This is a genomic window from Streptomyces yangpuensis, from assembly GCF_024666385.1.
In the GTDB taxonomy this organism is placed as follows: Bacteria; Actinomycetota; Actinomycetes; order Streptomycetales; family Streptomycetaceae; genus Streptomyces; species Streptomyces yangpuensis.
In genome coordinates, this window is the sequence record NZ_CP102514.1 from 2,944,713 (window position 1) to 2,966,382 (window position 21,670).

At 73.3% G+C, this 21,670-nt stretch carries 16 protein-coding genes; 9 read left to right on the forward strand and 7 right to left on the reverse strand.

The window, feature by feature from the left end; genetic code table 11:
* Positions 1 to 15: 15 nt before the first annotated feature.
* On the reverse strand, positions 16 to 390 hold the full coding sequence (locus NRK68_RS13400) for a DUF3499 domain-containing protein (RefSeq protein ID WP_046778970.1): 375 nt from the start codon (positions 388 to 390) through the stop codon (positions 16 to 18).
* A gap of 90 nt (positions 391 to 480) precedes the next feature.
* Between NRK68_RS13400 and NRK68_RS13405 the strand changes: the two genes are divergently transcribed.
* Entirely contained in the window at positions 481 to 960 is a 480-nt protein-coding gene (locus NRK68_RS13405; protein ID WP_373023522.1) for a metallopeptidase family protein, read from the forward strand.
* Between the two features lie 27 nt (positions 961 to 987).
* Here the strand turns inward: NRK68_RS13405 and NRK68_RS13410 are convergent, their stop codons facing one another.
* The 3 genes from NRK68_RS13410 to NRK68_RS13420 all read right to left on the reverse strand — a co-directional run bounded on the left by NRK68_RS13410 (position 988) and on the right by NRK68_RS13420 (position 6,635).
* Positions 988 to 2,466, reverse strand: a complete 1,479-nt coding sequence (locus NRK68_RS13410) for a DUF5719 family protein (RefSeq protein WP_183069194.1) — start codon at positions 2,464 to 2,466, stop codon at positions 988 to 990.
* Positions 2,463 to 6,134: a glycosyltransferase gene (locus NRK68_RS13415; RefSeq protein ID WP_257855862.1), complete on the reverse strand. Its 3,672-nt coding sequence runs from the start codon at positions 6,132 to 6,134 to the stop codon at positions 2,463 to 2,465. Before NRK68_RS13415 ends, NRK68_RS13410 begins: the two co-directional genes overlap by 4 nt.
* Positions 6,135 to 6,371: 237 nt before the next feature.
* The gene (locus NRK68_RS13420; protein ID WP_003983763.1) at positions 6,372 to 6,635 is read right to left on the reverse strand and encodes a WhiB family transcriptional regulator; all 264 of its coding nucleotides are present in this window, start codon (positions 6,633 to 6,635) and stop codon (positions 6,372 to 6,374) included.
* Between the two features lie 627 nt (positions 6,636 to 7,262).
* On the opposite strand from NRK68_RS13420, the gene NRK68_RS13425 reads away from it, so the two are divergent.
* From NRK68_RS13425 to NRK68_RS13435, 3 genes are read left to right on the forward strand one after another with little or no spacing between them, the layout of a single operon-like run.
* Positions 7,263 to 7,790: a cysteine dioxygenase gene (locus NRK68_RS13425; RefSeq protein ID WP_257855863.1), complete on the forward strand. Its 528-nt coding sequence runs from the start codon at positions 7,263 to 7,265 to the stop codon at positions 7,788 to 7,790.
* Positions 7,791 to 7,841: 51 nt separating this feature from the next.
* Positions 7,842 to 8,801 carry a 2-phospho-L-lactate transferase gene (gene cofD, locus NRK68_RS13430; protein WP_046778966.1) on the forward strand — a complete coding sequence of 320 codons (960 nt, stop codon included), beginning with the start codon at positions 7,842 to 7,844 and terminating at the stop codon, positions 8,799 to 8,801.
* On the forward strand, positions 8,798 to 10,096 hold the full coding sequence (locus tag NRK68_RS13435) for a coenzyme F420-0:L-glutamate ligase (RefSeq protein ID WP_183069191.1): 1,299 nt from the start codon (positions 8,798 to 8,800) through the stop codon (positions 10,094 to 10,096). Before cofD ends, NRK68_RS13435 begins: the two co-directional genes overlap by 4 nt.
* A 70-nt stretch (positions 10,097 to 10,166) precedes the next feature.
* On the opposite strand, the gene NRK68_RS13440 is transcribed toward NRK68_RS13435, so the two are convergent.
* The gene (locus NRK68_RS13440) at positions 10,167 to 11,165 is read right to left on the reverse strand and encodes a DNA-3-methyladenine glycosylase family protein (protein WP_183069190.1); all 999 of its coding nucleotides are present in this window, start codon (positions 11,163 to 11,165) and stop codon (positions 10,167 to 10,169) included.
* 199 nt (positions 11,166 to 11,364) lie between these two features.
* Complete coding sequence (locus NRK68_RS13445) at positions 11,365 to 12,750, reverse strand: peptidoglycan recognition protein family protein (RefSeq protein WP_183069189.1); 1,386 nt, start codon at positions 12,748 to 12,750, stop codon at positions 11,365 to 11,367.
* Between the two features lie 139 nt (positions 12,751 to 12,889).
* On the opposite strand from NRK68_RS13445, the gene NRK68_RS13450 reads away from it, so the two are divergent.
* From NRK68_RS13450 to NRK68_RS13465, 4 genes are all read left to right on the forward strand, one after another.
* Positions 12,890 to 13,639 (forward strand): TIGR03089 family protein, encoded by a 750-nt coding sequence (locus tag NRK68_RS13450; RefSeq protein ID WP_183069188.1) that lies wholly within the window; start codon positions 12,890 to 12,892, stop codon positions 13,637 to 13,639.
* A gap of 174 nt (positions 13,640 to 13,813) precedes the next feature.
* Entirely contained in the window at positions 13,814 to 15,055 is a 1,242-nt protein-coding gene (locus NRK68_RS13455) for an LCP family protein (RefSeq protein ID WP_257855864.1), read from the forward strand.
* Between the two features lie 223 nt (positions 15,056 to 15,278).
* Positions 15,279 to 17,009, forward strand: coding sequence for an LCP family protein (locus NRK68_RS13460; RefSeq protein ID WP_183069186.1), 1,731 nt, complete (start codon positions 15,279 to 15,281; stop codon positions 17,007 to 17,009).
* Between the two features lie 61 nt (positions 17,010 to 17,070).
* Positions 17,071 to 18,768 carry an LCP family protein gene (locus NRK68_RS13465; protein WP_257855865.1) on the forward strand — a complete coding sequence of 566 codons (1,698 nt, stop codon included), beginning with the start codon at positions 17,071 to 17,073 and terminating at the stop codon, positions 18,766 to 18,768.
* An 89-nt stretch (positions 18,769 to 18,857) separates the two neighbouring features.
* Here the strand turns inward: NRK68_RS13465 and NRK68_RS13470 are convergent, their stop codons facing one another.
* Positions 18,858 to 19,883 (reverse strand): glycosyltransferase family 2 protein, encoded by a 1,026-nt coding sequence (locus NRK68_RS13470; protein ID WP_183069185.1) that lies wholly within the window; start codon positions 19,881 to 19,883, stop codon positions 18,858 to 18,860.
* A gap of 189 nt (positions 19,884 to 20,072) precedes the next feature.
* Between NRK68_RS13470 and NRK68_RS13475 the strand changes: the two genes are divergently transcribed.
* A complete protein-coding gene (locus NRK68_RS13475; RefSeq protein WP_444465698.1) occupies positions 20,073 to 21,566 on the forward strand; it encodes an LCP family protein in 1,494 nt (497 codons plus the stop codon).
* The last annotated feature ends 104 nt before the right edge of the window (positions 21,567 to 21,670 follow it).

Here is a 21,670-nt window from a genome sequence, read left to right on the forward strand (position 1 = left end):
GCAGATGACCCGAGGTCAGGAATCGGGCGATCGGAGGACGCGCAGGTGTCCGCGGCGCGTCTCGCCGGTGGACTGGCCGCCCTTGCCGGCTCCGCCGGACCCGGGCGCGCGGCCCGGCGGGCGGGCCGCTTCGCGAACGGCGTTGGCCAGGGCTTCGAGGTCGTCGCCGCTGGGGCGCGACGGACCGGACCCGTCCGACAGCCGGACGACCTCCCAGCCCCGCGGGGCGGTGAGGCGTTCCGAGTGCTCGGCGCACAGGTCGTAGCAGTGGGGTTCGGCGTATGTGGCGAGCGGGCCGAGAACTGCGGTCGAATCGGCGTAGACGTACGTCAGTGTCGCGACGGCAGGGCGGCCGCACGCGGTGCGCGAACAGCGACGTACAAGGCTCACGACGTTGGACGGTACCGCACTCTTGACCGGGCCGCGACGACTCCACCGCTGCTCGCTCCCCCGTGTCGTGCTCGGAGCTACCCTGCGGGGGTGACGGACAGCCCTCTGCCCCCTTGCCCCGCCGAGCCCCCCGCGGGGGTCCCCGTCGAACCCAGAACGCGTCGGCGGGACCGGCACGGGCGCGGGATGCGCGGTCCGCTGGCCCCTCCGCAGGTGCCGCTGGCGGCGAGCCGGGCGGAGCTGTTCGGGGATCTCGTACGGGACTCCGTGGAACGGCTGGAGCGGCGCTGGCCGCAGCTGTCGGAGGTGGAGTTCCTGGTCGGTGACGTGCCGGGGCCGCCGGGCGGTGCGGACGGCGGCTGGAACGACGAGGCGGTGCCGCTCGGTGCGGTGTCGGAGTCCCGCCAGGGACGGCCTGCCCGGATCGTGGTCTTCCGGCGGCCGGTGGAGATCCGTACGAAGACGCGCGACGAGAAGGCGATGCTGGTCCACGAGATCGTGGTGGAGCAGGTGGCGGAGCTGCTCGGCCTCACTCCGGAGACGGTGGACCCCCGCTACGGCCAGGACTGATCCGGGCGCGGCGGGGGTCCCGTCCCGTCACCTGGTCAGGACGGAGAGGTCCTGCGCCGCCCTGGGCACCGACACCGTCGAGTGGTCGTCGGACAGGCCCTGGACGGTGAACATCGTGATCCCGTCCTCCGTGAGGGACAGGGTGCGGGCCGCGTGGACCGGGCCGCCCGAGACGGTCTCGACGGTGAGGGCGTAGGAGCCCTTCCCGCCGGCGGGGGCCGGCGCGAGGGTCTGCGTGGTGCCGGCCTTGACGGTGACCTCCTGGGAGGCCGGCTCGCCGCCGCCGGTGCCCGGCGACGCCGTCACCTTGACCTTGGCGTCGGCGGTCGGGGCGGTCAGCGACAGCAGGGTGGTGTTCTGCTCGGGCCGGTTGTCGGCGACGGTCGCCCGGGTCCCGACCGGCCGGGTGGCCGGGATGAAGCCGAGCTCCTGCTTGGCCCCGCTGCCGCGGACCACACGGACCGCCGCGACCAGCGGGGCGGCCTTCTTGGGGTCCTTCGGGGTCAGCACCAGCGAACCGGGCTCGCCGCGGGTCAGGTCCTTGAGGTCCATGACCGCCGTCATCCCCGCCTTGGCGTGCAGCTGCTCGCTGCCGGCCGGGCTGATGGCGCCGCCCGGTCCGGCCAGGCGCAGCTTGAGGTCGGCGTCCTCCTCGCCGGGTACGAAGGCGACCAGCCGTACGGAGGTGGCGTCGGCCGGGATGCCGGGCAGCACCAGTGAGCCGGCCGGGTCGGTGGAGGCGGGCAGCCAGTCGGCGCCCACGTTCTCCTCGCCGACCTGGACGGAGGCGCCCACGCGGCCCGCGCGGGTCGTCACGTGGGCGGTGGCGTCGGCCAGCTGGGTGGCCGGGAGGAGGGAGGAGAGCAGGACGGTCTTGGTGGACTTCGCGTCGACGCGGATGTTCTCGCCGGTGCCCGCTTCGGGCTTGGCCATGCCGTCGGGGCCGAAGAGCGTGATGTCGACGACGGCGGCCGCGTCGTCGGGGTTGGTGAGGTGGACGTAGTCCTCGCGGCCCTTGGCGGTGCTGACCCCGGGGAACCAGAAGTCGGTGCCGGGCGCGGTGCAGCCGACGCCGAGTACGCCCCGGGCCCGGCCGGCCGCGACCTTGGTGGTCAGCTGGGCCGTCCAGCCGGGGGCCAGGACCCCGTCGGCGCTTCCGGTGAGGGCGGGGGCGTCGGCCCCGTTGGCGGTGGCGCCGACGGGCTTGCCGGGCTCCTTGGGTTCCAGGACGGGTTTGGCGTCCTTGGTCGCGCCGAGCAGCCGGGCCGATCCCTTGCCCTCGCCGGCGGGGGCGCCGGGCGTGAACGACGTGTACGTGGTCTCGGCGATGTCCGAGGAGCTGGGGCCCGGGCACACCAGCAGGGACCGCTCCACCGGCATCCGGGCGGACGTGGCCGCCTTGCCGTCGGAGGGCCCGCCCGCGGGCGCGGTGAGGGCGGCCGCGCCGGTGAGGGCGGCCAGTGCCGCGGCCACGGCCGCCAGCGTCAGGGGTGCGCGCTGCTTCACTGCTGGGGGCTCCCGTCGGGACGCGGGTCGTGCGGTGCGTGGACGTCGTGGGGTGGGTACTGCTCGTAGGGCTCGTAGGGGTAGGGGTACTGCTGCGGGTCCTGGCCGTGGACCTGCTGGTGCTGCTGCGGGTAGGGGGCCGGGGTCCCGTAGGGGGCGCCGCCGTGCTGCTGGTCGTAGCCGGGGTACTGCTCGTACGTGTACTGCTCCTGGTGCGGCTGCTGCGGCTGCTGGGGCTGCTGGGTTTCGTACGCGTAGCCGTCCTGGTCGCCGTAGGCCTGGTAGGCGTACGGCTCCTCGCCGTAGGCCGGCTGGGCGGGGATCTGCGCGTACGGGTCGGCGGCGGTCGCGGTCTCGACGGGGCCGGGTGCGGTGTCCGCCTCGGCCTCGGCGCGGAGCCTGCGGGCGCGGCGGCCCTCGCCGGCCTCGCCGGGACCGGGCCGGGAGGCGGGCGCGGCCTCCTCCTCGGGCAGGTCGTCGTCGAGTTCGGCGCGCCGGCCGGGCAGGGCCATGACCAGCAGGACCAGGGCGAGCAGGCCCTGGGTCCAGTTCCAGGCCGTCCCCAGCAGGGAGCCCTCATGGACGAGGTCGAGGCGGCCTCCGCCGGCGGGGAGTTCGAAGCCCTGCGCCCAGCCGTCGAGGGTCTTGGGCTTGAGCGGCGTGCCGTCGACGGTGGCCTGCCAGCCCGCGTCGGCCCGGTCGGCGATGCGCAGGACGCGGCCCGCCTCGCCGGTGGGGATCTTGGCGTGGACCTCCACCGGGCCGGCGGCGACCGGGATCGGGGCCTCGCCCTGCTTGGCGGAGACGATGACGGCGCGCGGCAGCCAGGGTTCGACGCCCCACAGCGCGGTGCCGTCCTGCTGGTGGCGCCGGCTGAGGCCGGGGGTGGCGTCGAGGACGCGGCGGATCTCCTCAGGGCCGCCGGGGCGGAACATCACGAAGCGGATGGCATAGCCGCTGAGCTGGCTGGACTGGTCGGCGCCGGAGCCCGCGACGAGGTTGGAGACGACCTTGTCGAGGCGGGGGTCGTCGCCGGTCCGGGCGGCGATCTCGGCGTCGCCGATGCGGCCGCCGGGGCCGCGGACGAGGCTGTAGGAGACCGTGGCGGGCCCGTCGACGTCGAGGAGCAGGGTGCGGGTCTGGTTGTCGTCGCCGCCGGCGTCGGCGACGAAGGCCGGTACCTGGACCGGGTCGCGGCGCTGGAGCGGTCCGTCGGCGCCGGCGAGCATCCAGGTGGCCGCGGCGATCAGCGGGCCCGCGGCCGCGGCGAGGGCGATGAGCGCGGCGACCGGCTGGCGCCAGCCGAAGTTGCGGGCGGCGACCCGGTGCTTGGCGCCGTCCGCGCCGACCATGGCGGCCGCGAGGAGGCCGAGTCCGTAAACGAGGGTGGCGGGGCCGGCCCAGGCGGTCCGGTTGGCGAGGACCGCGAGGAGGAGGGCGGCCAGGGCGGTGGCCCAGGCGGTGCGGACGGCGAACTGCCGGTCGGCGCGGAGCAGGGCGGCCAGGGCGGCGAGGACGATGCCGACGAGGACCAGGCGGGCGCCGGTACCGGGACCGCCGGGGCTGATGCCGAGCAGGTCCGCCGCGCCCGCGGAGCCGGCTCCGAAGGGCAGTCCGGCCTCCTGGAGGAAGCGGCCGGGGTGGGTGAGCAGGCCCAGCGACCAGGGGGCGAGGACGAGCAGGGGGATGGCGAGGACGGCGAGCAGCCGCAGCCCGTACGTCTTCCACCGGGCGCGGCGCAGGACGAGCGCGGCGGCGCCGAGGAGGGCGGCGAGCGGCCAGACGAGCGGGGTGAAGGCGGTGGCCAGGGTCAGCAGGAGCGTGCACGTCCACACCGCGCGCCGGCCGCCGCGCTGTTCGGTGGTGTTCCCGTGCTCGCCGAGGCCGAAGGCGGCGACGGCGGAGCGGGCGATGAGGGGGAGCACGACGGCGAGGACGGCGGTGCCGAGGCGGCCGCCGGCGAGGGCGCCGGTGACGGCGGGGAGGAAGGCGTAGGCGGTGGCGGCCCAGGCCCGCAGCAGCCGGGATTCGACGAGCGGGCGGGAGGCGAAGTAGGCGGTGAGGCCGGCCAGCGGGACGGATCCGACGAGCAGGAGGGTCAGGGCGGCCCGGGTGGAGCCGAACAGCAGGGTGGAGAAGGCGCCGAGGGCGGCCAGGTAGGGCGGTGCGGCGGCGGTGGAGCCGGTGCCGACGGGGTGCCAGCTCTCGGTGTGGACGCTCCAGAGGTCGAGGCCGCTGCCGGGGGCGGGCAGCAGGGCGCCGCCCATCAGGGAGCCGCCGCCGATCAGGGCGCGGCAGGCGGCGAGGGAGACCAGAAGGAGGAGTCCGAAGAGGAAGGGTGCGGGGTTGCGCGCGATCCGCTTCAGGCGTGCGAAGCGCTCGGTCTCCTGGTAGTCGCCGTCCTCGGCGGGGGCGCTCAGGATGCTGCCGCCGCCGTGCCGGCCGGCGGGGGCGGAGTCGGTGTGGCGGTCGCCGCCGAAGTAGCCGGCGAGCTGGTCGGCGTTGGCCCGCAGGGAGGCTCCCGGCGGGGGGAAGAGGGGGCGCAGTTCGGAGGCGGGGACGGCGGGCCGGCGGCGGGCCCTGCGGGCGGCGAGGAGGCGGCCGGGTCTCAGCAGGGTGGCGAGGAGGCCGGTGATCTCGTCGACGGCCTGGCCGGGGGCCTTGCCGATGAGGTAGGCGAGGGTGCGCAGGACGGTGCCGAGGAGGACGCGCAGCAGTACGTAGGGCAGGGCGCGGCCGGAGCTGTTGGCGAGGATCGTGTAGACGGCGCCGGCCTTGTCGACGCGGTGCGGGCTCGCGGTGGTGCGGCCGGCGCAGTCGACGGTGCGGCGTTCGCGGGCGGCGGCCTCGGCGTGGCGCATGACGGCGTCGGGGGCGACGAGGACGGTGTGGCCGGCGCTCTGGGCGCGCCAGCACAGGTCGACGTCGTCGCGCATGAGGGGCAGGCGCCGGTCGAAGCCGCCGAGGTCGTCGTAGACGTCGCGGCGCACGAGCATGCCGGCGGTGGAGACGGACAGGACGGGGCGGACCTGGTCGTGCTGGCCCTGGTCCTGTTCGCGGCGGTCGAGGCCGGTCCAGCGGCGGCCGCTGCGGGCGATGGTGACGCCGGCTTCGAGGAGCTGCTTCTTGTCGTACCAGCCGCGGAGTTTGGGGCCGATGATCGCGGCGTCGGGGTTCTCGTCGGCGACGCGGAGCAGTTCGGCGAGGGCGTCCGGTTCGGGGGCGCTGTCGTCGTGGAGCAGCCAGAGCCACTGGACGGGTTCGCCGTGCGGGAGGTCGGGGAGGTCGTAGGCGTCGTCGCGCCAGGTACGGCTGACGGGGTCCCAGCCGCTGGGGCGCTTGAGGTACGGGAGGTCCTCGGGGGTGAGGGTGCCGGCGGTGCGGGCGGATTCGTCGACGGCGGTGCCGAATCCGGTGCGGCGGGCGAGGTGCAGGACGTGGTCGTCACCGAGGGCTTCGGTGAGCAGCCGTGCGGACTCGTCGGCGCTGCCGGTGTCGGCGGCGACGTGGTGCTGCGCGGGGCGTTCCTGACCGAGGAGGCCGGCGAGCGTCCGGGGCAGCCAGCGGGCGCCGTCGTGGGCGACGAGGACCGCGGTGACGACGTGCCGGGGGAACTCGGGTGTGACGGGGGCCTGGTGGGAGGCCGTCGTCTGGCTGTACAGGGACATCGCGGTACGGGCCCTCCGGCCGGGGGTCCGGGGGTGGTGTGCCCTCGGAGGCTGCTGGACAGCGCCTTACCCTAACGGCTGCCAAAGCAGCGGTCCGCCTCCTGCGGGGAAGGTGCAGGAGGCGGACCGTGTGTGGTGCTCTTCGTTCGGCTGTGCGTCGCGCTCGACGCCTTGCTCGGATATCGGATATGTCGTGCGGGGTGCTGCGGGTGCCGGGCGGGTGGCGCTCCGGCGGTGTCAGACGGCTGCCTTTTTCAGGCGGCGGCGTTCGCGCTCGGACAGGCCGCCCCAGATGCCGAATCGCTCGTCGTTGGCGAGGGCGTACTCGAGGCATTCGGAGCGGACCTCACAGGCGAGGCAGACCTTCTTGGCCTCGCGGGTGGAGCCGCCCTTCTCGGGAAAGAAGGATTCGGGGTCGGTCTGGGCGCACAGGGCGCGCTCCTGCCATCCGAGCTCCTCGTCCGCTTCCTCGACCAGCAGTTCCTGAAACAGCTCGGTCATGTGCGCCCCTCGCTCTGTTGGTGCGTCCCCGTGGTCACGTCGTCACTCATAGCTACGTAACGACACGAGTGAAATTACAAGTGCGTGGCTCCGGGGCAGTCAAGCCGAGATCTGCTATTGGGCCCCTTATTCACTCTGCGGAACCAAGCCTATGCAGAAAGTGTTCATATCGCCAAAAATCGTGACACATGCCACCGGCGTCACGAGATGTCACCTTCACCCGTTATCCACGCATGCCCCGGAAACGGGGTTGCGATCAACGTCGAAGAGCGGCGTAGATCACATTCAGGTCACGACATGGCTGAATCGGTTTGAGTCCCGGCGCAGCGCCACCTCCCCTGCCGCGGACTGCACAAACCTTTCTCCGCACACAGTAACCGGATGAGGTGAAACTTTTGCCTCAAAGCGGACATTGGGTTGACAGCCGGACCCCGGACCCGTTCTCCTTGTTCGCATGTCAGCGCCCGCAGCCACCACCCGGACCCCCATTCGTGGGTTCCTGTGCGCTGCCCAGGTTCGCTGTTGCTGTTGCTGCTGTTGATGCCCGTGGAGCCTCGGCTCCCCAGAGCTCCGGCCCCACCCCACAGCGACCGCCAGCACGACTGACATCCGTCGAGGTACACCCCGATGAACAGCACCCCCAACGCCGCCGCCGTTCCTGCCGCCGTCGAGAGCGACCTCCAGATCGCCGGCGACATCCTCGCCGTCCAGCACCTCCTCCAGCCCGCCCGCGAACACCCGGCCACCGTCGCCGAGTTCGTCGGCCTGGCCCGCTCCATCGCCGAGGACCGCGCCTCCTGGGAGCACCTCGTCCAGTACGACGCCACCACCCGCTGGTACCACCGGCTGCGCACCGGACCCGGCTACGAGGTCTGGCTGCTCAGCTGGGTCCCCGGCCAGGGAAGCGGCCTGCACGACCACGGTGCCTCCTCCGGCGTCCTGACCGTCCTGGAGGGCGAGCTCACCGAGCACACCTCGCGCGGACGCCTCACCCACCGCGCCGGCGGCCAGCGCGTCTTCGCCCCCGGCTACGCCCACGAGGTCGTCAACGACACCCTCGACGGCGCGGTCAGCCTGCACGTCTACTTCCCCGGGCTGACCGAGATGCCGATGCACAGCTGCTCCCCGGCCGAAACCGAGTCCGTACCGGCCTGAGGCCGCGCGGCCTGCCGGTCCCGCCCGTCGCCCGGCTGACAGACTGTCCGCATGCGCATTGTTGTTCTGGCCGGCGGTATAGGCGGCGCCCGGTTCCTGTCCGGACTCAAGTCGGCGGTGCCCGACGCGGACATCACGGTCATCGGCAACACCGGTGACGACATTCACCTCTTCGGGCTCAAGGTCTGCCCGGACCTGGACACGGTGATGTACACCCTCGGCGGTGGCATCGACGAGGACCAGGGCTGGGGCCGAGCCGACGAGTCCTTCACCGTCAAGGAGGAACTCGCCGCCTACGGGGTCGGACCCACCTGGTTCGGCCTCGGCGACCGCGACTTCGCCACCCACATCGTCCGCACGCAGATGCTCGGCGCCGGATACCCGCTGAGCGCCGTCACCGAGGCCCTCTGCGACCGCTGGCAGCCCGGCGTCCGGCTGCTGCCCATGTCCGACGACCGGGTCGAGACCCACGTCGCGATCACCGAGGCCGGGACCGGCGAGCGCCGGGTCATCCACTTCCAGGAGTACTGGGTCCGGCTGCGCGCCTCGGTGGACGCGGAGGCCGTCGTACCCGTGGGGGCCGAACAGGCCAAGCCCGCGCCCGGCGTGCTGGAGGCCATCGCCGCGGCCGACGTGATCGTCCTCCCGCCGTCCAACCCGGTCGTGTCGGTCGGCACGATCCTCGCCGTGCCTGGCATCCGGGACGCCGTGGCCGCCGCCGACGCCCCCGTCGTGGGCCTGTCCCCCATCGTCGGCGGTGCGCCCGTACGCGGGATGGCGGACAAGGTGCTCGCCGCGGTGGGCGTCGAGTCCACGGCCGCCGCGGTCGCCCTGCACTACGGGACCGAACTGCTCGACGGCTGGCTGGTCGACACCTCCGACGCGGACGCCGTCGCCGAGGTGGAGGCCGCCGGGATCACCTGCCGTGCGGTGCCGCTGATGATGACCGACCTGGAGGCCACCGCCGAGATGGCCCGGGCCGCGCTGGAGCTGGCGGAGGCCTCTCGGTGACGGCGGCGCCCTCGTACGAGGTGCGGGCCGTCGACGGGATACCGGAGGTCAGGCCGGGCGACGACCTGGCGAAGCTGATCACGGCGGCCGCACCCGATCTGCGCGACGGTGACGTCCTGCTCGTCACCTCGAAGATCGTCTCCAAGGCCGAGGGCCGGATCGTGCGGGCGGACTCGCGCGAGGCCGCCATCGACGCGGAGACCGTACGGGTGGTCGCGCGCCGCGGACCGCTGCGGATCGTCGAGAACCGGCAGGGCCTGGTGATGGCCGCGGCCGGCGTGGACGCCTCCAACACCGCGCCCGGCACGGTCCTGTTGCTCCCGGAGGACCCGGACGCCTCGGCCGCGGCGATCCGTACCGGGGTCCGCGACACGCTCTCCGTGGACGTGGGCGTGGTCGTCACGGACACCTTCGGGCGGCCGTGGCGCAACGGGCTGACGGACGTGGCCATCGGCTCCGCCGGTGTACGGGTCCTGGACGACCTGCGCGGCGCCGCCGACGCCCACGGCAATCCGCTGAGCGCGACGGTGGTGGCGACGGCGGACGAGCTCGCCGCCGCCGGCGACCTGGTCAAGGGCAAGGCGGCCGGCCTGCCGGTGGCCGTCGTACGGGGCCTGGCGCATGTCCTGGGCGAGGGCGCCTCGGCGCGGGACCTGGTGCGGGCGCCGGCCGACGACATGTTCCGGCTGGGGACCTCGGAGGCGGTACGGGAGGCCGTCACGCAGCGCCGCACCGTACGGGCCTTCACGGCGGAGCCGGTGGACCCGGGCGCGGTGCGGCGGGCGGTGGCCGCCGCCGTGACGGCCCCGGCCCCGCACCACACGACGCCGTGGCGGTTCGTGCTGCTGGAGTCCGAGGCCTCGCGGGTGCGGCTGCTGGACGCGATGCGGGACGCGTGGATCGCGGACCTGCGCTCGGACGGCAAGTCCGAGGAGTCCATCGCCATGCGGGTGCGGCGCGGGGACGTGCTGAGGGCTGCCCCGTACCTGGTGGTGCCGTGCCTGGTGACGGACGGGGCGCACCACTACGGGCACGCCCGGCGGGACGCCGCGGAGCGGGAGATGTTCGTGGTGGCGATGGGCGCGGGCGTGCAGAACCTGCTGGTCGCGCTGGCCGGTGAGCGGCTGGGGTCGGCGTGGGTGTCCTCGACGATGTTCTGCCGGGACGTGGTGCGGGAGGTGCTGGACCTGCCGTCGGACTGGGACCCGATGGGGACGGTGGCGGTCGGCCACCCGGCGGCGGCCCCGCCCGAGCGGCCGGGCCGCTCGCCGGAGGACTTCGTGGAGGTCCGCTGACGGCCCGCCTGCGGCGAGCCCGGCGGGGCGGGGCGCCCGGCCGGGGCGGGGCGCCCGCGCCGGACACGCCCTAGAAGCGGCCGATGTCGCTGCGGTACATGCGGGGGGCACGGCGGGGCGGGGTGCGGCCCGCGAGGAGGATGAGGCGGGCCGCGCGGTGGCGCTGGCCCTCGTACGGGGCGAGGAGCTCCAGCATGGCGGCGTCGTCGGCGTCGCGGTCGTCGGCGAGGGCGTAGCCGATGATGCCGGGCAGGTGCAGGTCACCCGTGGTGACGGCGTCGGGGTGGCCGTTGCTGCGCTGGAGGGTCTCGGCGGAGGTCCACGGGCCGATGCCGGGAACGGCCTCCAGGCGCCGCGCGGCCTCGGGCAGGTCCATCGCCGCGGCCTCCTCCAGGCGGTTCGCGACGCGGACGGCCCGGACGATGGTGTCGGAGCGCTTCGCGTCGACCCCGGCCCGGTGCCAGTCCCAGGACGGGATCAGCGCCCAGGTGCGGGGGTCGGGCATGACGTACAGGTCCTGCCCGTGGGGGCCGGGCGCGGGCTCGCCGTACTGCCGCACCAGGCGCCGCCAGGCCCGGTAGGCCTCGTCGGCGGTGACCTTCTGCTCCAGGACCGTGGGGATCAGGGACTCCAGCACCAGGCCGGTACGGGTCAGGCGCAGGCCGGGGCGGCGGCGGTGGCTGGCGTGCACGAGGCGGTGGCGGGGGACGAAGACGGCCGGGTCGTCGCCCGCGCCGAGGAGGACGGGCAGGCGGTCGAGGAGCCATGCGGCGCCGGCGCCCCAGGCCTCGGCGTCGATGTCCGTGCCGGAGCGGGAGACGCGGAGGGTGGCGGGCCCGTCCGGGGTCCGGGTGGCGCGCCAGACGGAGCCGTCGGGTGTGGTGCGGAAGGTGGGGTCGCCGGGGCCGCGGCGGAGCGGGCCGAGGGTGAGGCCGAGGTCGACGGGGCCGTCGGGGGTCCAGCGGCGTGCCGCTCCCCCGACGCCGACGCTGCTTCCCGCCCCCGGCGGTACGGCGGTGCGTCCGCCGCGCACGACGGTCCGGTTGAGGGGTTCGAAGCGGCCGGCCATGGACCGAGCGTAGCCCGCCCACCGAAACCCGACCCCGCGCCCGCCCCCGGCGAGGAGCCCCGGCCGGTGGCCGCGGCCCGTGGCCGAAGGCCGGGGCCGAAGGCGAAGGCCGGTAGCCAGGGGCCGGAGGCCTGGGCCGGGGCCGGGCCACGGGGGCGCGGGGTCGGGCGGGCACGCTTTCCCGGCCCACCGCCGGAGGCTACGGGCGGCCCTGGAGCCTGGCCGAGGAGGTGCGGGTCGTGGGGAGCTTGCCGTACAGCTTCTTGCCGGGGCATTCCGTCGCGAAGCCGTCGCGGTGGCCCGAGATGACGTTCATCGAGACGTTCCGCCCCTTCGGGTAGCGGTTGCCGCCGCCCGACTTCAGGGTGGTCTTCGCGCGCGGGTCCCGGCCGAAGAGGCCGAGCTTCCAGGCGGTGAGGCGGGCGACCGCGTCGACGGCGGCGGCCGGGGGCGCGGACGAGGTGAAGGTGCCGAGCACCGCCACGCCCATGCTGTCCGTGTTGAAGCCCATGGTGTGCGCGCCGAGGACCGGCCGGGAGACGCCGCCCGCGCGGCCCTCGTACACCGTGCCGCACTTGTCGACGGCGAAGTTGTAGCCGAAGTCGCGCCAGCCGCTGCTGACCACGTGGTAGCGGTACAGGCTGCGCAGCACCGCCGGGGCGTCCTTGCAGGCGTAGTTGTTGCCGGAGGCGCTGTGGTGGACGAACGCCGCCTTCACGGTGTTCGTGTAGGCGAAGGCCTTCTCTCGCAGGGATTCGTCCGCGCCCCACCCCTTGCGGGTGACGATCCGCGGGCGCGGGCCGATGTACGGGGCGGCCGCCGCGGTCAGTTCGCCGTCGCTGGCGAAGACGGCGTCGGCGGTGGAGTCGGCCTTGTTCAGCTCGGTGATCTCGTTCGCGCCGAGCGGGGCGTGCGGCACGTTGACCGCGGAGGCCTCGGCCATCTCCATCGTGAGGCCGGGTGCGACCATCTCGCCCTTGTCGTCGGCCGGGCCGCTGTTCTTGCCGTCGCCGGCCCCGGCGGGCGCGGCCGCGCCCGGGTCGACGAGTTCGATGCGCATGCCCGAGGGCAGCCGGGAGCCCGCGCGGGTGGCCGGGGCGCCCAGCTCCGCCTCGACGCGGACCTCCACGCCGTCGGACTCGCCGACCCACAGCGGGGCGGTGGCGCCGCGGACCCGGCCGGAGTCGCGCTCCACCGCGTCGGGGTCGGCCGCGTGCTCGCTGTTGTGGACCTCGACGTCCTGCCAGCCGGACCAGGTGGCGGTCCGGACGGAGCGGGTACGGACCTGGACGCGGCCGTTGAGCTGGCTGGTGGCGTCGTCCCAGACGACGCCGACCATAGAGAACGTCCTGACCTCACGGGCGGCCAGGCCCTGCGTCTCGGGGCCGCGGGGCGAGGCGCTCATTCCGGGGACGCCGGGAGTGCGGTCCGCCGCGGGTGCCATGGGGCCGAGCGGCAGCGACTGGGTGGACCCGGCCGGGGTCACGGGGACGGTTTCGGCGAGTGCTGGAGTCGGGAGCGCGAGGGGCAGGGCCAGTACGGCGGCCGTCGCGACGCCGATCGAGGAAGCAAGGAATCCACGCATGAAAAGGATGGTGGGCACGCTCCCCACGGGGCGCCATCCGAGATCTGATGCTCCGTCCGCTCCACCGCGGATACCCCTCCCCCGTACGGAGGAGCCGCGAACCCCCGTCCGGGGGAGGGCCCCGCGTACCCTGTGCCGGGTGAACGCCATTGACCGCACCCCTGCCGACCTGCTGCGATCCGCGCTCGCCGCCGATCCGGGCCGCCCGCTCGTCACCTTTTACGACGACGCCACCGGCGAACGCGTCGAATTGTCCGTCGCGACCTTCGCCAATTGGGTGGCCAAGACCGCGAACCTGCTCCAGGGCGACCTGGGGGCCGAGCCCGGGGACCGGCTCGCGCTGCTGCTCCCCGCGCACTGGCAGAGCGCCGTGTGGCTGCTCGCCTGCGACTCCGTCGGGGTCGTGGCCTCGGTGGGCGGGGACCCGGGCGACGCCGATCTCGTGGTCAGCGGTCCGGACACGCTGGAGGAGGCACGGGAGTGCGGCGGCGAGCGGGTGGCGCTCGCCCTGCGGCCGCTGGGCGGGCGCTTCCCGCAGCCCCCTGCCGGATTCGCGGACTACGCGGTGGAGGTGCCCGGGCAGGGCGACCGCTTCGCCCCCTTCGTCCCGGTGGATCCCGCCGGTCCCGCGCTGGTCGTCGGCGGCGCGGAGCTCTCGCACACGGCCCTGGTCGACCGGGCCCGCGAGGACGCGGCGAAGCTCGGGCTGGGCGAGGGGTCGCGGGTGCTGACCGGGCTGGGCTACGACACCTGGGAGGGGCTGTCCGCGGGGCTGTACGCCGCACTGGCCGCGGGGGCCTCCGTGGTGCTCTGCCGGAACCTGGACCGGCTCTCCGCCGAGGCGCTGGCCCAGCGGACCGAGAGCGAGCGCGTCACCCACACGGTCTGAAACCGGGGCGCGGCCCGTCACCCGGACTGATCAACCTCGGGAACGGCCGATCTGTCACCCGCATGGCCCTAGACACGACCCCGCCCCCGGGCTGCCGCGACGCCCCGGGGGCAGGATCGGCAGTGGCCGTGCTCACCCGTACGGCTGCTCGCAGCGGCGAGGGGAAGCACGCCAGTGACGGACAGCGCAGGCATACCGGGCGGCACCGATGCGGCCGGAGGCGAGCCACGGCCTCCGCGGAACCGCAGGCGCCGGCTGCTGCGCTGGATCGGCCTCGGGCTGGTCCTGCTGGTGCTGGCGGGGGCGGCCACCGGCTGGTGGCTCTACAACAAGCTCGACGGGAACATCACCGAGGACACCTCGGCCGCGGCCGAGCTGGAGCGCTACGAGCGCGATCGCCCGGCGCCCCTCGCCACGGGCGCCCGGAACATCCTGCTGATCGGCTCCGACTCGCGCTCGGGCCGGGGCAACTCCGGCTACGGGCAGGACAAGGGCACGCAGCGCTCGGACACGACGATCCTGCTGCACCTGCCGAAGGACCGCAGGAGCGCGACGGCGGTGTCGATACCCCGGGACCTGATGACGGAGATCCCCTCCTGCCTGCAGCCGGACGGGAGCCGCACGCGCGCCTCCTTCGCGCAGTTCAACTGGGCGTTCCAGTGGGGCGGGGCCGCCTGCACGATCCGGACCGTGGAGAAGCTCACAGGCATCCGGATCAACCACCACATGGTCATCGACTTCCGCGGGTTCAAGCGGATGGTCGACGCCGTGGGCGGGGTCGAGGTGTGCCTCAAGGCGCCGGTCGACGACGTGCAGGCGAAGCTGAGGCTGCCGGCCGGCCGGCAGACCCTGCGGGGCGAGCAGGCGCTGGGGTTCGTCCGCGCCCGGCACAGCCTGGGCAACGGCAGCGACACCGAACGGATGGAGCGCCAGCAGCAGTTCCTCGGCTCGCTCGTCAAGAAGGTGCAGAGCAACGGCGTTCTGCTGAATCCGGCCCGGCTGTACCCGCTGCTGGACGCGGCGACGTCGTCGGTGACCACCGACCCCGGACTGGCCTCGCTGCGGAGCATGTACGAACTCGTACGGGGCGTACGGGGCATACCGACCGATCGTGTCACGTTCCTGACCGTGCCGCGGCGGCCCTACTCGCCCGACCCCAACCGGGACGAGCTGGTGGAACCGGACGCGACGCGGCTGTTCCGGCAGTTGCGGGAGGACGAACCGGTGACGGTGACCGCGCCGCAGCCGAAGGCGTCGGCGCAGGCCACGGCCCCGGCGACCGCCTCGCCGACTCCGGCCGCGACCGCCTCGGAGGCGATTTCGGAAGGGAATTCGACCGGCGAGGGAACCCCGACCCCCTCCGCACCCATCCCTACCTTCACAGGAACGACTGCGGAGAACACCGAGTGCCGGTAAAGCAATCTCAAAAGCCGGTGACCGAACCGAGTGGGATGGGTAGTTCGCCCCGTTATAAGGGGAGTGGAATTTGTCACCACCATGGTTTGCGGCCGAACAGGACGGATAAGGTGAGCGATCCGGTGCCCGGCCGGACCGGAGACCGGGTACCAGCAGCCGGATCGTTGACCGTGCGCCTTGGGGAGGCGCGTCGCGAGGCACCCGACGGAGGATTCGAGCAACCGTGGATGCGCAAAGCCGTGGGCGGGCGGACGAGATCGACCCCGCAGACCAGTGGGTGCTCAATCCCCGCACCGGCCACTACGAGCTGCAACTGAACGACTCCGCAGCGCAAGAGCGGCCCAAGGTCGCCGCCCCCCGCAGGTCGTCGTCGTCACCCGCCGCCCCCAAGACCACCTCCCCCGGCGTGCCGGGGCCGCGCCGCGGCGACACCCCGCCGGGGGGCCGCAGGGGCGGCCGCTCACGCAAGGGCGGCGGTGGCGGTGGCGGACGCCGCAAGAAGGCCCTGCTGATCACCAGCGGGACGCTGGCGCTGCTGCTGGTCGGCGGCGCCGCTGCGGCGTACCTCTACTACGACCACCTCAACGGCAACCTCAGCGTCACCGACATCGCGGGCGCGGGCACCGGCGGCTTCAAGAAGGACCAGGCCATCAACATCCTGGTCATCGGCACCGACAAGCGCAGCGGTGCGGGCAACGAGGGCTACGGCGACAAGGACAGCGTCGGCCACGCCGACACCACGATCCTGTTCCACATCGCCAAGGACCGTTCCAACGCCACCGCGCTGTCCATCCCCCGCGACCTGATCGCCAACATCCCGGACTGCCCGACGAAGCAGCCGGACGGCACCACGAAGCAGATCCGCGGCACCAAGGGCGTGCGCTTCAACAACAGCCTGGGCCAGGAGGGCCGTGACGCGGGCTGCACGATGCGCACGGTCAAGGAGCTCACCGGCATAGAGGTCGACAACTTCATGATGGTCGACTTCAACGCGGTGAAGACCCTCAGCACCGCGGTCGGCGGCGTGCCCGTCTGCCTGGAGAAGGCCGTCGACGACGAGGACTCCAAACTCAAACTGCCGCAGGGCGAGCACCGGCTCCAGGGCGAGCAGGCGCTGGCCTTCGTACGGACCCGGCACGCCTTCGGCAACGAGAGCGACCTGGACCGGATCAAGACCCAGCAGCAGTTCCTCGGTTCGATGATGCGCGAGATGAAGTCCAAGGAGACGCTGACCAGTCCGAAGAAGTTCTTCTCGCTCGCGGAGGCGGCCACCAAGTCGCTGACGGTGGACCAGGGGCTGGGTTCCATCGACAAACTCACCGACCTCGCGGGCGAGTTGAAGGACATCGACCTCAAGAACATCACCTTCACCACCATGCCCGTGCTCGACAACCCGGCCGAGAAGGTCAAGGCGACCGTCGTGGTCAACCAGGCTCTCGCCGAACCGCTGTTGCAGATGATCCGGGGAGACGTCTCGCTCACGGAGGTCGAGAAGAAGGAGCAGGCGGCGAAGGAGGCGGCCGACGCCGACGCTAAGGCCAAGCAGGACGCTCTGCTCCAGGGCAACCGGGCGCCCGCGGGTGACGTACGGGTGAGCGTCTACAACGGCGGCGGGCCCAAGGGCGCCGCCTCCACCACGGCGCAGTGGCTGCAGAACTCCAAGGGGATCTCCAAGGCCGGCAACCAGGGCAACGCGCCCGCGAAGGTCGACGCCACACAGCTGGAGTTCGCGCCCAACCAGGCCGACCAGGCCCGGGCGCTCGCGGACGCCCTCGGGCTGCCGGCCACCGCACTGAAGATGGGGACGGCGGACGCGGCGTCGAAGACCCCGATGAAGCTGACACTGGGTCCGGACTTCCAGAAGGCGGGCAGCCCGCTGGCACCGCCGGTTCCGCAGGAACTGCCCAAGGACGTCCAGCAGGCGCAGGCCGACAAGGCGATCTGCGCCAAGTAGCGGGACGTGGCCGGTCGGACCGGCGCAATGTCGACCAAGAAGGACCTTGAGGGGGATACGCGTGAGGCACAGCGACGTGCGGGAGGAGGGGGCGAGCGCCCAGGCCGACGGGGACATACCCGCCGGCGGGGCGGGCGCGCCCGGCACGGTGCCCCCACCGAGGGGCGGCTCCAGGTCGGCCGGCCGGGCCGGTGCCCGTCCCGCCGGGCGGGGCCGCCGGCGCGCACTGCGCTGGATCTCGTCCGTCCTGTCCCTGCTCATACTCGGGACCGCGGCGGCCGGCTACCTGTACTACCGGCACCTGAACGGCAGCATCCAGACGGACGCGCTGAACCTCGGTGAGAACAAACTGGGCGGTTCCAAGCCCAACGCCTTCGGGCAGACCCCGCTGAACATCCTGCTGATCGGCTCCGACGCACGCGACGACGCGGAGAACCAGGCCCTCGGCGGCGCCACGGACACCTTCGACGGCCCGCCGCTCGCGGACGTCCAGATGCTGCTGCACCTCTCCGCGGACCGCACCAACATGTCCGTGATCTCCATGCCGCGCGACACGATGCTGATGATGCCCAAGTGCACCGAACCGGGCGGCAAGGTGCACCCGGCCAGCAAGGGCCTCGTCCAGACCAACGAGTCGATCCAGCGCGGCGGACCGGGCTGTACCGTCGCCGCCTGGACGGAACTGACCAAGATCCCCATCGATCACTTCATGATGATCGACTTCAAGGGCGTGGTCCGGATGGCGGACGCCATCGGGGGCGTGCCGGTCTGCGTCGAGCAGAACGTGCACTCGCGCACCCGTGACGGCAAGGGCTCCGGCCTGAAGCTGCCGAAGGGCACGAGCGTCATCCAGGGCGAGACGGCCCTGCAGTGGCTGCGCACCCGCTACGGCTTCGAGGACGGCACCGACATAGGCCGCACCCACGCCCAGCACCAGTACATGAACTCGATGGCCCGTGAGTTCCGCAAGAACGCGAAGCTCAGCAACCCGGTCAAGCTCAACAGCCTGGCCCAGGCGGCGATCGAGGCCATGGTCGTGGACACCGGCCTGAACAAGATCGACAAGCTGTTCGACCTCAGCATGGAGCTGAAGAAGGTCCCGCCGGGCCGGATCACCATGACCACCATGCCGTGGATCTACAGCAGCAAGCCCGGCCTGGACGGCCGCGTCGAGCCCAAGCCGGGCGAGGCCGAGGACCTGTTCCGGATGGTCCGCGAGGACATCTCCCTCGACGGCCAGGGCTCCGGCTCCCCGTCGGCCTCCGCGAGCCCCGCGGCCACCGGCGCACCGGCCTCGCCGTCCGCCCCGGCCCAGCAGCCGAGCACGGCCCCGACGGCCGCGCCGCCCGCGAAGATCGCGGTCCTCGTCCGCAACTCGACCGGGAGCAAGGACGGCGCCCAGTCCAGGGTCAACGGCCGCGCCAGCGAGGTCGCCGCCCTGCTGACCGGCAAGGGCTTCACCAAGGTCGTCGCCGACAGGCAGACGGCCGCCGAGGACACCTCGGTGATCCGCTACGCCACCGACGCCCAGGCGGCCGACGCGGCCGCCGTGGCCACCGCCCTCGGCCTGCCCGCCGGCTCGGTGCAGAAGTCCGACCAGGTCGCCGGGATCGTCGTGTTCGTCGGCAACGACTGGCGGACCGGTGGCTCGCCGGCCGCGCCGCCGCCGGCCCCGACCAAGGCCCCGGACTCCGCCCACGCCCTCAACGGCGACAACGACCAGGCCTGCATGCCGATCCAGCCCGGCTTCACCTGGTAGCGGCGGACGCGGACACGGGCACACGGAAGGGGCCCGGCGCGGGAGCTGCGATCGTACGCAGTTCCCGCGCCGGGCCCCTTCGTCGCGTCTCAGGCCTGCGGGACGCCGGGCACCACGGCCGGGCGGCGGCTCGCGATGAGCTTGTCCGCCAGCGCCCGCGGGCTGGTCAGGAAGCCGAAGCCCCAGCTCAGGTGCATGGTCGCCAGGGCGACGGGGATCTGTGCCCGGGCCTTCGGCGACAGCCCCCGGCCCGCCGGGACGGAGCCCACGGCGATCGCCGCGAGGTAGCCCGCCGGGACGGCGAAGCCCAGCGGGGTGAGGGTCACGCCCACGACCACGCCCGCGGCGAGCGCGCAGACGAGGGTCGGCGGGGCCAGGTAGCGCATGTTGATGGAGCCCGAGTGGTAGCGGGCCACCACGTGCCGCCAGCGGCCGTAGTCCTTGTATTGCTTGGCCAGGGCCTTCACCGAGCGCCGCGGGCGGTACTGCACCTTCAGCTCGGGCGAGAACCAGATCAGCCCGCCGGCCTCGCGGATGCGGAAGTTCAGCTCCCAGTCCTGGGCGCGGATGAACTCCTCGTTGTAGCCGCCCTGCTGCTCCAGCGCCTCACGGCGGAAGACGCCGAGGTAGACGGTCTCGGCCGGGCCGGCCTGGCCGCCGGTGTGGAAGGGCGCGTTGCCGACGCCGATCTTCGAGGTCATCGCGGCGGCGACGGCCTCCTCCCAGGCGTTCTCGCCTTCGGCGTGCATGATCCCGCCGACGTTCTGCGCCCCGGTCTCCTCCAGAAGGCGGACCGCGGTGGCGATGTAGTTCGGGGAGAGCATGCCGTGGCCGTCGACGCGTACCACGATCGGGTGACGCGAGGCCTTGATGGCGGCATTGAGCGCCGCCGGAGTCCGGCCGGTCGGATTCGGAACGGTGTGGACTCGGGGATCCTCGGCAACGAGTTCGGCGGCGATCTCGTCGGTGCGGTCCGTGGACGGCCCGAGTGCGATCACCACCTCCATCTCGCCCGCATACTCCTGTTCCAGGATGTGGCGGACGGACTCACGGAGGTAGTGCTCCTCATTGAGCACCGGCATGATCACCGAGACTGCGGGCTGCTGGGCGGGCATGTGGTCCTTCAAGGTCGGGTATCGGTGTCACGTTACCGCGTACGGGGGAACCAGGTGCGCGCCGAGTGATCGGTAGGGACAGCGGCTGATCGTATGGGCCTACTGTTCTGTCGAATCAGCCGGCTGAGCTGCCCGAGGGCCGGCCCGTCCTTCGACCGGTATCCCTGTGCTCCCGCGGAGGTGTCCACCGTGCCCCAGCCGCACCGTCCCACCCGTCCAGCCGGGCCGCCCCGGCCGCAGCGCGTGCGGCGCGGCGGCGGCGGACCGGCCCGGCACCGGGAGGGCCGGCCCCGCTGGGGGGTGCGGCTCGCGGCCGGGCTGTCGGTGGCGGTGCTGGGCTCCGGGGCCATCGGGCACGCGGTGATGACCGGTCTGGACACCGGGATCGAGCGGGTGGACCCGTTCAAGGACATGAAGAACCGCCCGCAGGCCGGACACGGCATCAACTTCTTGCTGGTGGGCACCGACGGCCGGGAGAAGGTCAGCCCCGAGGAGAAGCGCGAGTACCGCCTGGGCGGGGCGCCCTGCCACTGCACCGACACGATCATGCTGGTGCACCTGTCGGCCGACAGGAAGCGGGCGAGCGTCGTCAGCCTGCCCCGCGACAGCTACGCCGAGGTGCCCGCGCACCGCGACCTCGTCACCGGAAAGGCGCACAAACCCCACCCCGTGAGGCTGAACGCGGCGTACGCGGAAGGCGGGCCCAACCTCACCGTACGGACCGTCGAGAACATGACCCGGGTGAAGATCGACCACTATCTGGAGGTCGACTTCACCAGCTTCATGAAGACGGTCGACGCGATGGGCGGCGTGGAGATCTGCACCGCCAAGACCATGCGCGACCCGAACACCGGCCTCGACCTGCTGCCGGGCACCCACCGGCTGACCGGGGGGCAGGCCCTGCAGTACGTGCGCTCGCGCCACGTCGACGGCGCCTCCGACCTCGGCCGGATGCAGCGCCAGCAGCGGTTCGTCGCCGCCCTGATCAAGCAGGCGACCGGTGGCGGCGTGCTGCTGAACCCGGTCAAGTTCAAGGAGCTCAGCTCCACCCTGCTCGGCTCGGTCCGCGCCGACAGGGGCTTCGGCTCGGAGCAGATGCTGGCCCTCGGGCAGGCGATGCGGGACTTCACCCCCTCCTCCTCCGAGTTCGCCTCGGTGCCCATCGGCAGCCCCTCGTTCCGCGTCAAGGGCATCGGCTCCACCGTGAAGTGGGACGAGCCGAAGGCGGCCAAGCTCTTCGAGGCGCTGCGCGAGGACCGGCCGCTGGCCCCGGCCCGGCCCGGGAAGGCCGCCGCCGGCCGGCCCGCCGCCGTGCCGGTGGACGTGCCCCCGGCGCAGGTCCGGGTCCAGGTGGAGAACGGGACACGGATCGACGGACTGGGCGGACGCGTCGACGCCGCGCTGCGCGCCACCGGTTTCGACACCACGCGGGCCCCGGGCAACGGCGCGAGCCGCGACGTCAAGCGCACGGTGATCACCTACGACCCGCGCTGGGACCGCTCGGCGCGGTCGGTGGCGACCGCGCTGCCGGGCAGTGAGCTGCGGGCGGTCGCGCGGCAGGGCCGGACGGTCACGGTGATCGCGGGCGCCGACTACCGCAAGGTGGTGCCGGTGCGCGCCGAGGACCCGTACCAGGGCGCCTTCGGGGTCGTCAGCGGCGACCAGGTGGTCTGCGGGAGCTGACGACCCGTACGCGGGAGCCGTAGGCCCGTACGCGGGAGCCGTAGGCCCGTACGCGGGAGCCGTAGGCCCGTACGCGGGAGCCGTAGGCCCGTACGCGGGAGCCG

Bases quoted from the DNA above. Each gene is read 5' to 3' on its own strand.
- cofD (WP_046778966.1), top strand. From the start codon at position 7,842: ATGCGCATTGTTGTTCTGGCCGGCGGTATAGGCGGCGCCCGGTTCCTG.
- NRK68_RS13440 (WP_183069190.1), bottom strand. From the start codon at position 11,165: ATGGCCGGCCGCTTCGAACCCCTCAACCGGACCGTCGTGCGCGGCGGA.
- NRK68_RS13425 (WP_257855863.1), top strand. From the start codon at position 7,263: ATGAACAGCACCCCCAACGCCGCCGCCGTTCCTGCCGCCGTCGAGAGC.
- NRK68_RS13470 (WP_183069185.1), bottom strand. From the start codon at position 19,883: ATGCCCGCCCAGCAGCCCGCAGTCTCGGTGATCATGCCGGTGCTCAAT.
- NRK68_RS13445 (WP_183069189.1), bottom strand. From the start codon at position 12,750: ATGCGTGGATTCCTTGCTTCCTCGATCGGCGTCGCGACGGCCGCCGTA.
- NRK68_RS13420 (WP_003983763.1), bottom strand. From the start codon at position 6,635: ATGACCGAGCTGTTTCAGGAACTGCTGGTCGAGGAAGCGGACGAGGAG.
- NRK68_RS13415 (WP_257855862.1), bottom strand. From the start codon at position 6,134: ATGTCCCTGTACAGCCAGACGACGGCCTCCCACCAGGCCCCCGTCACA.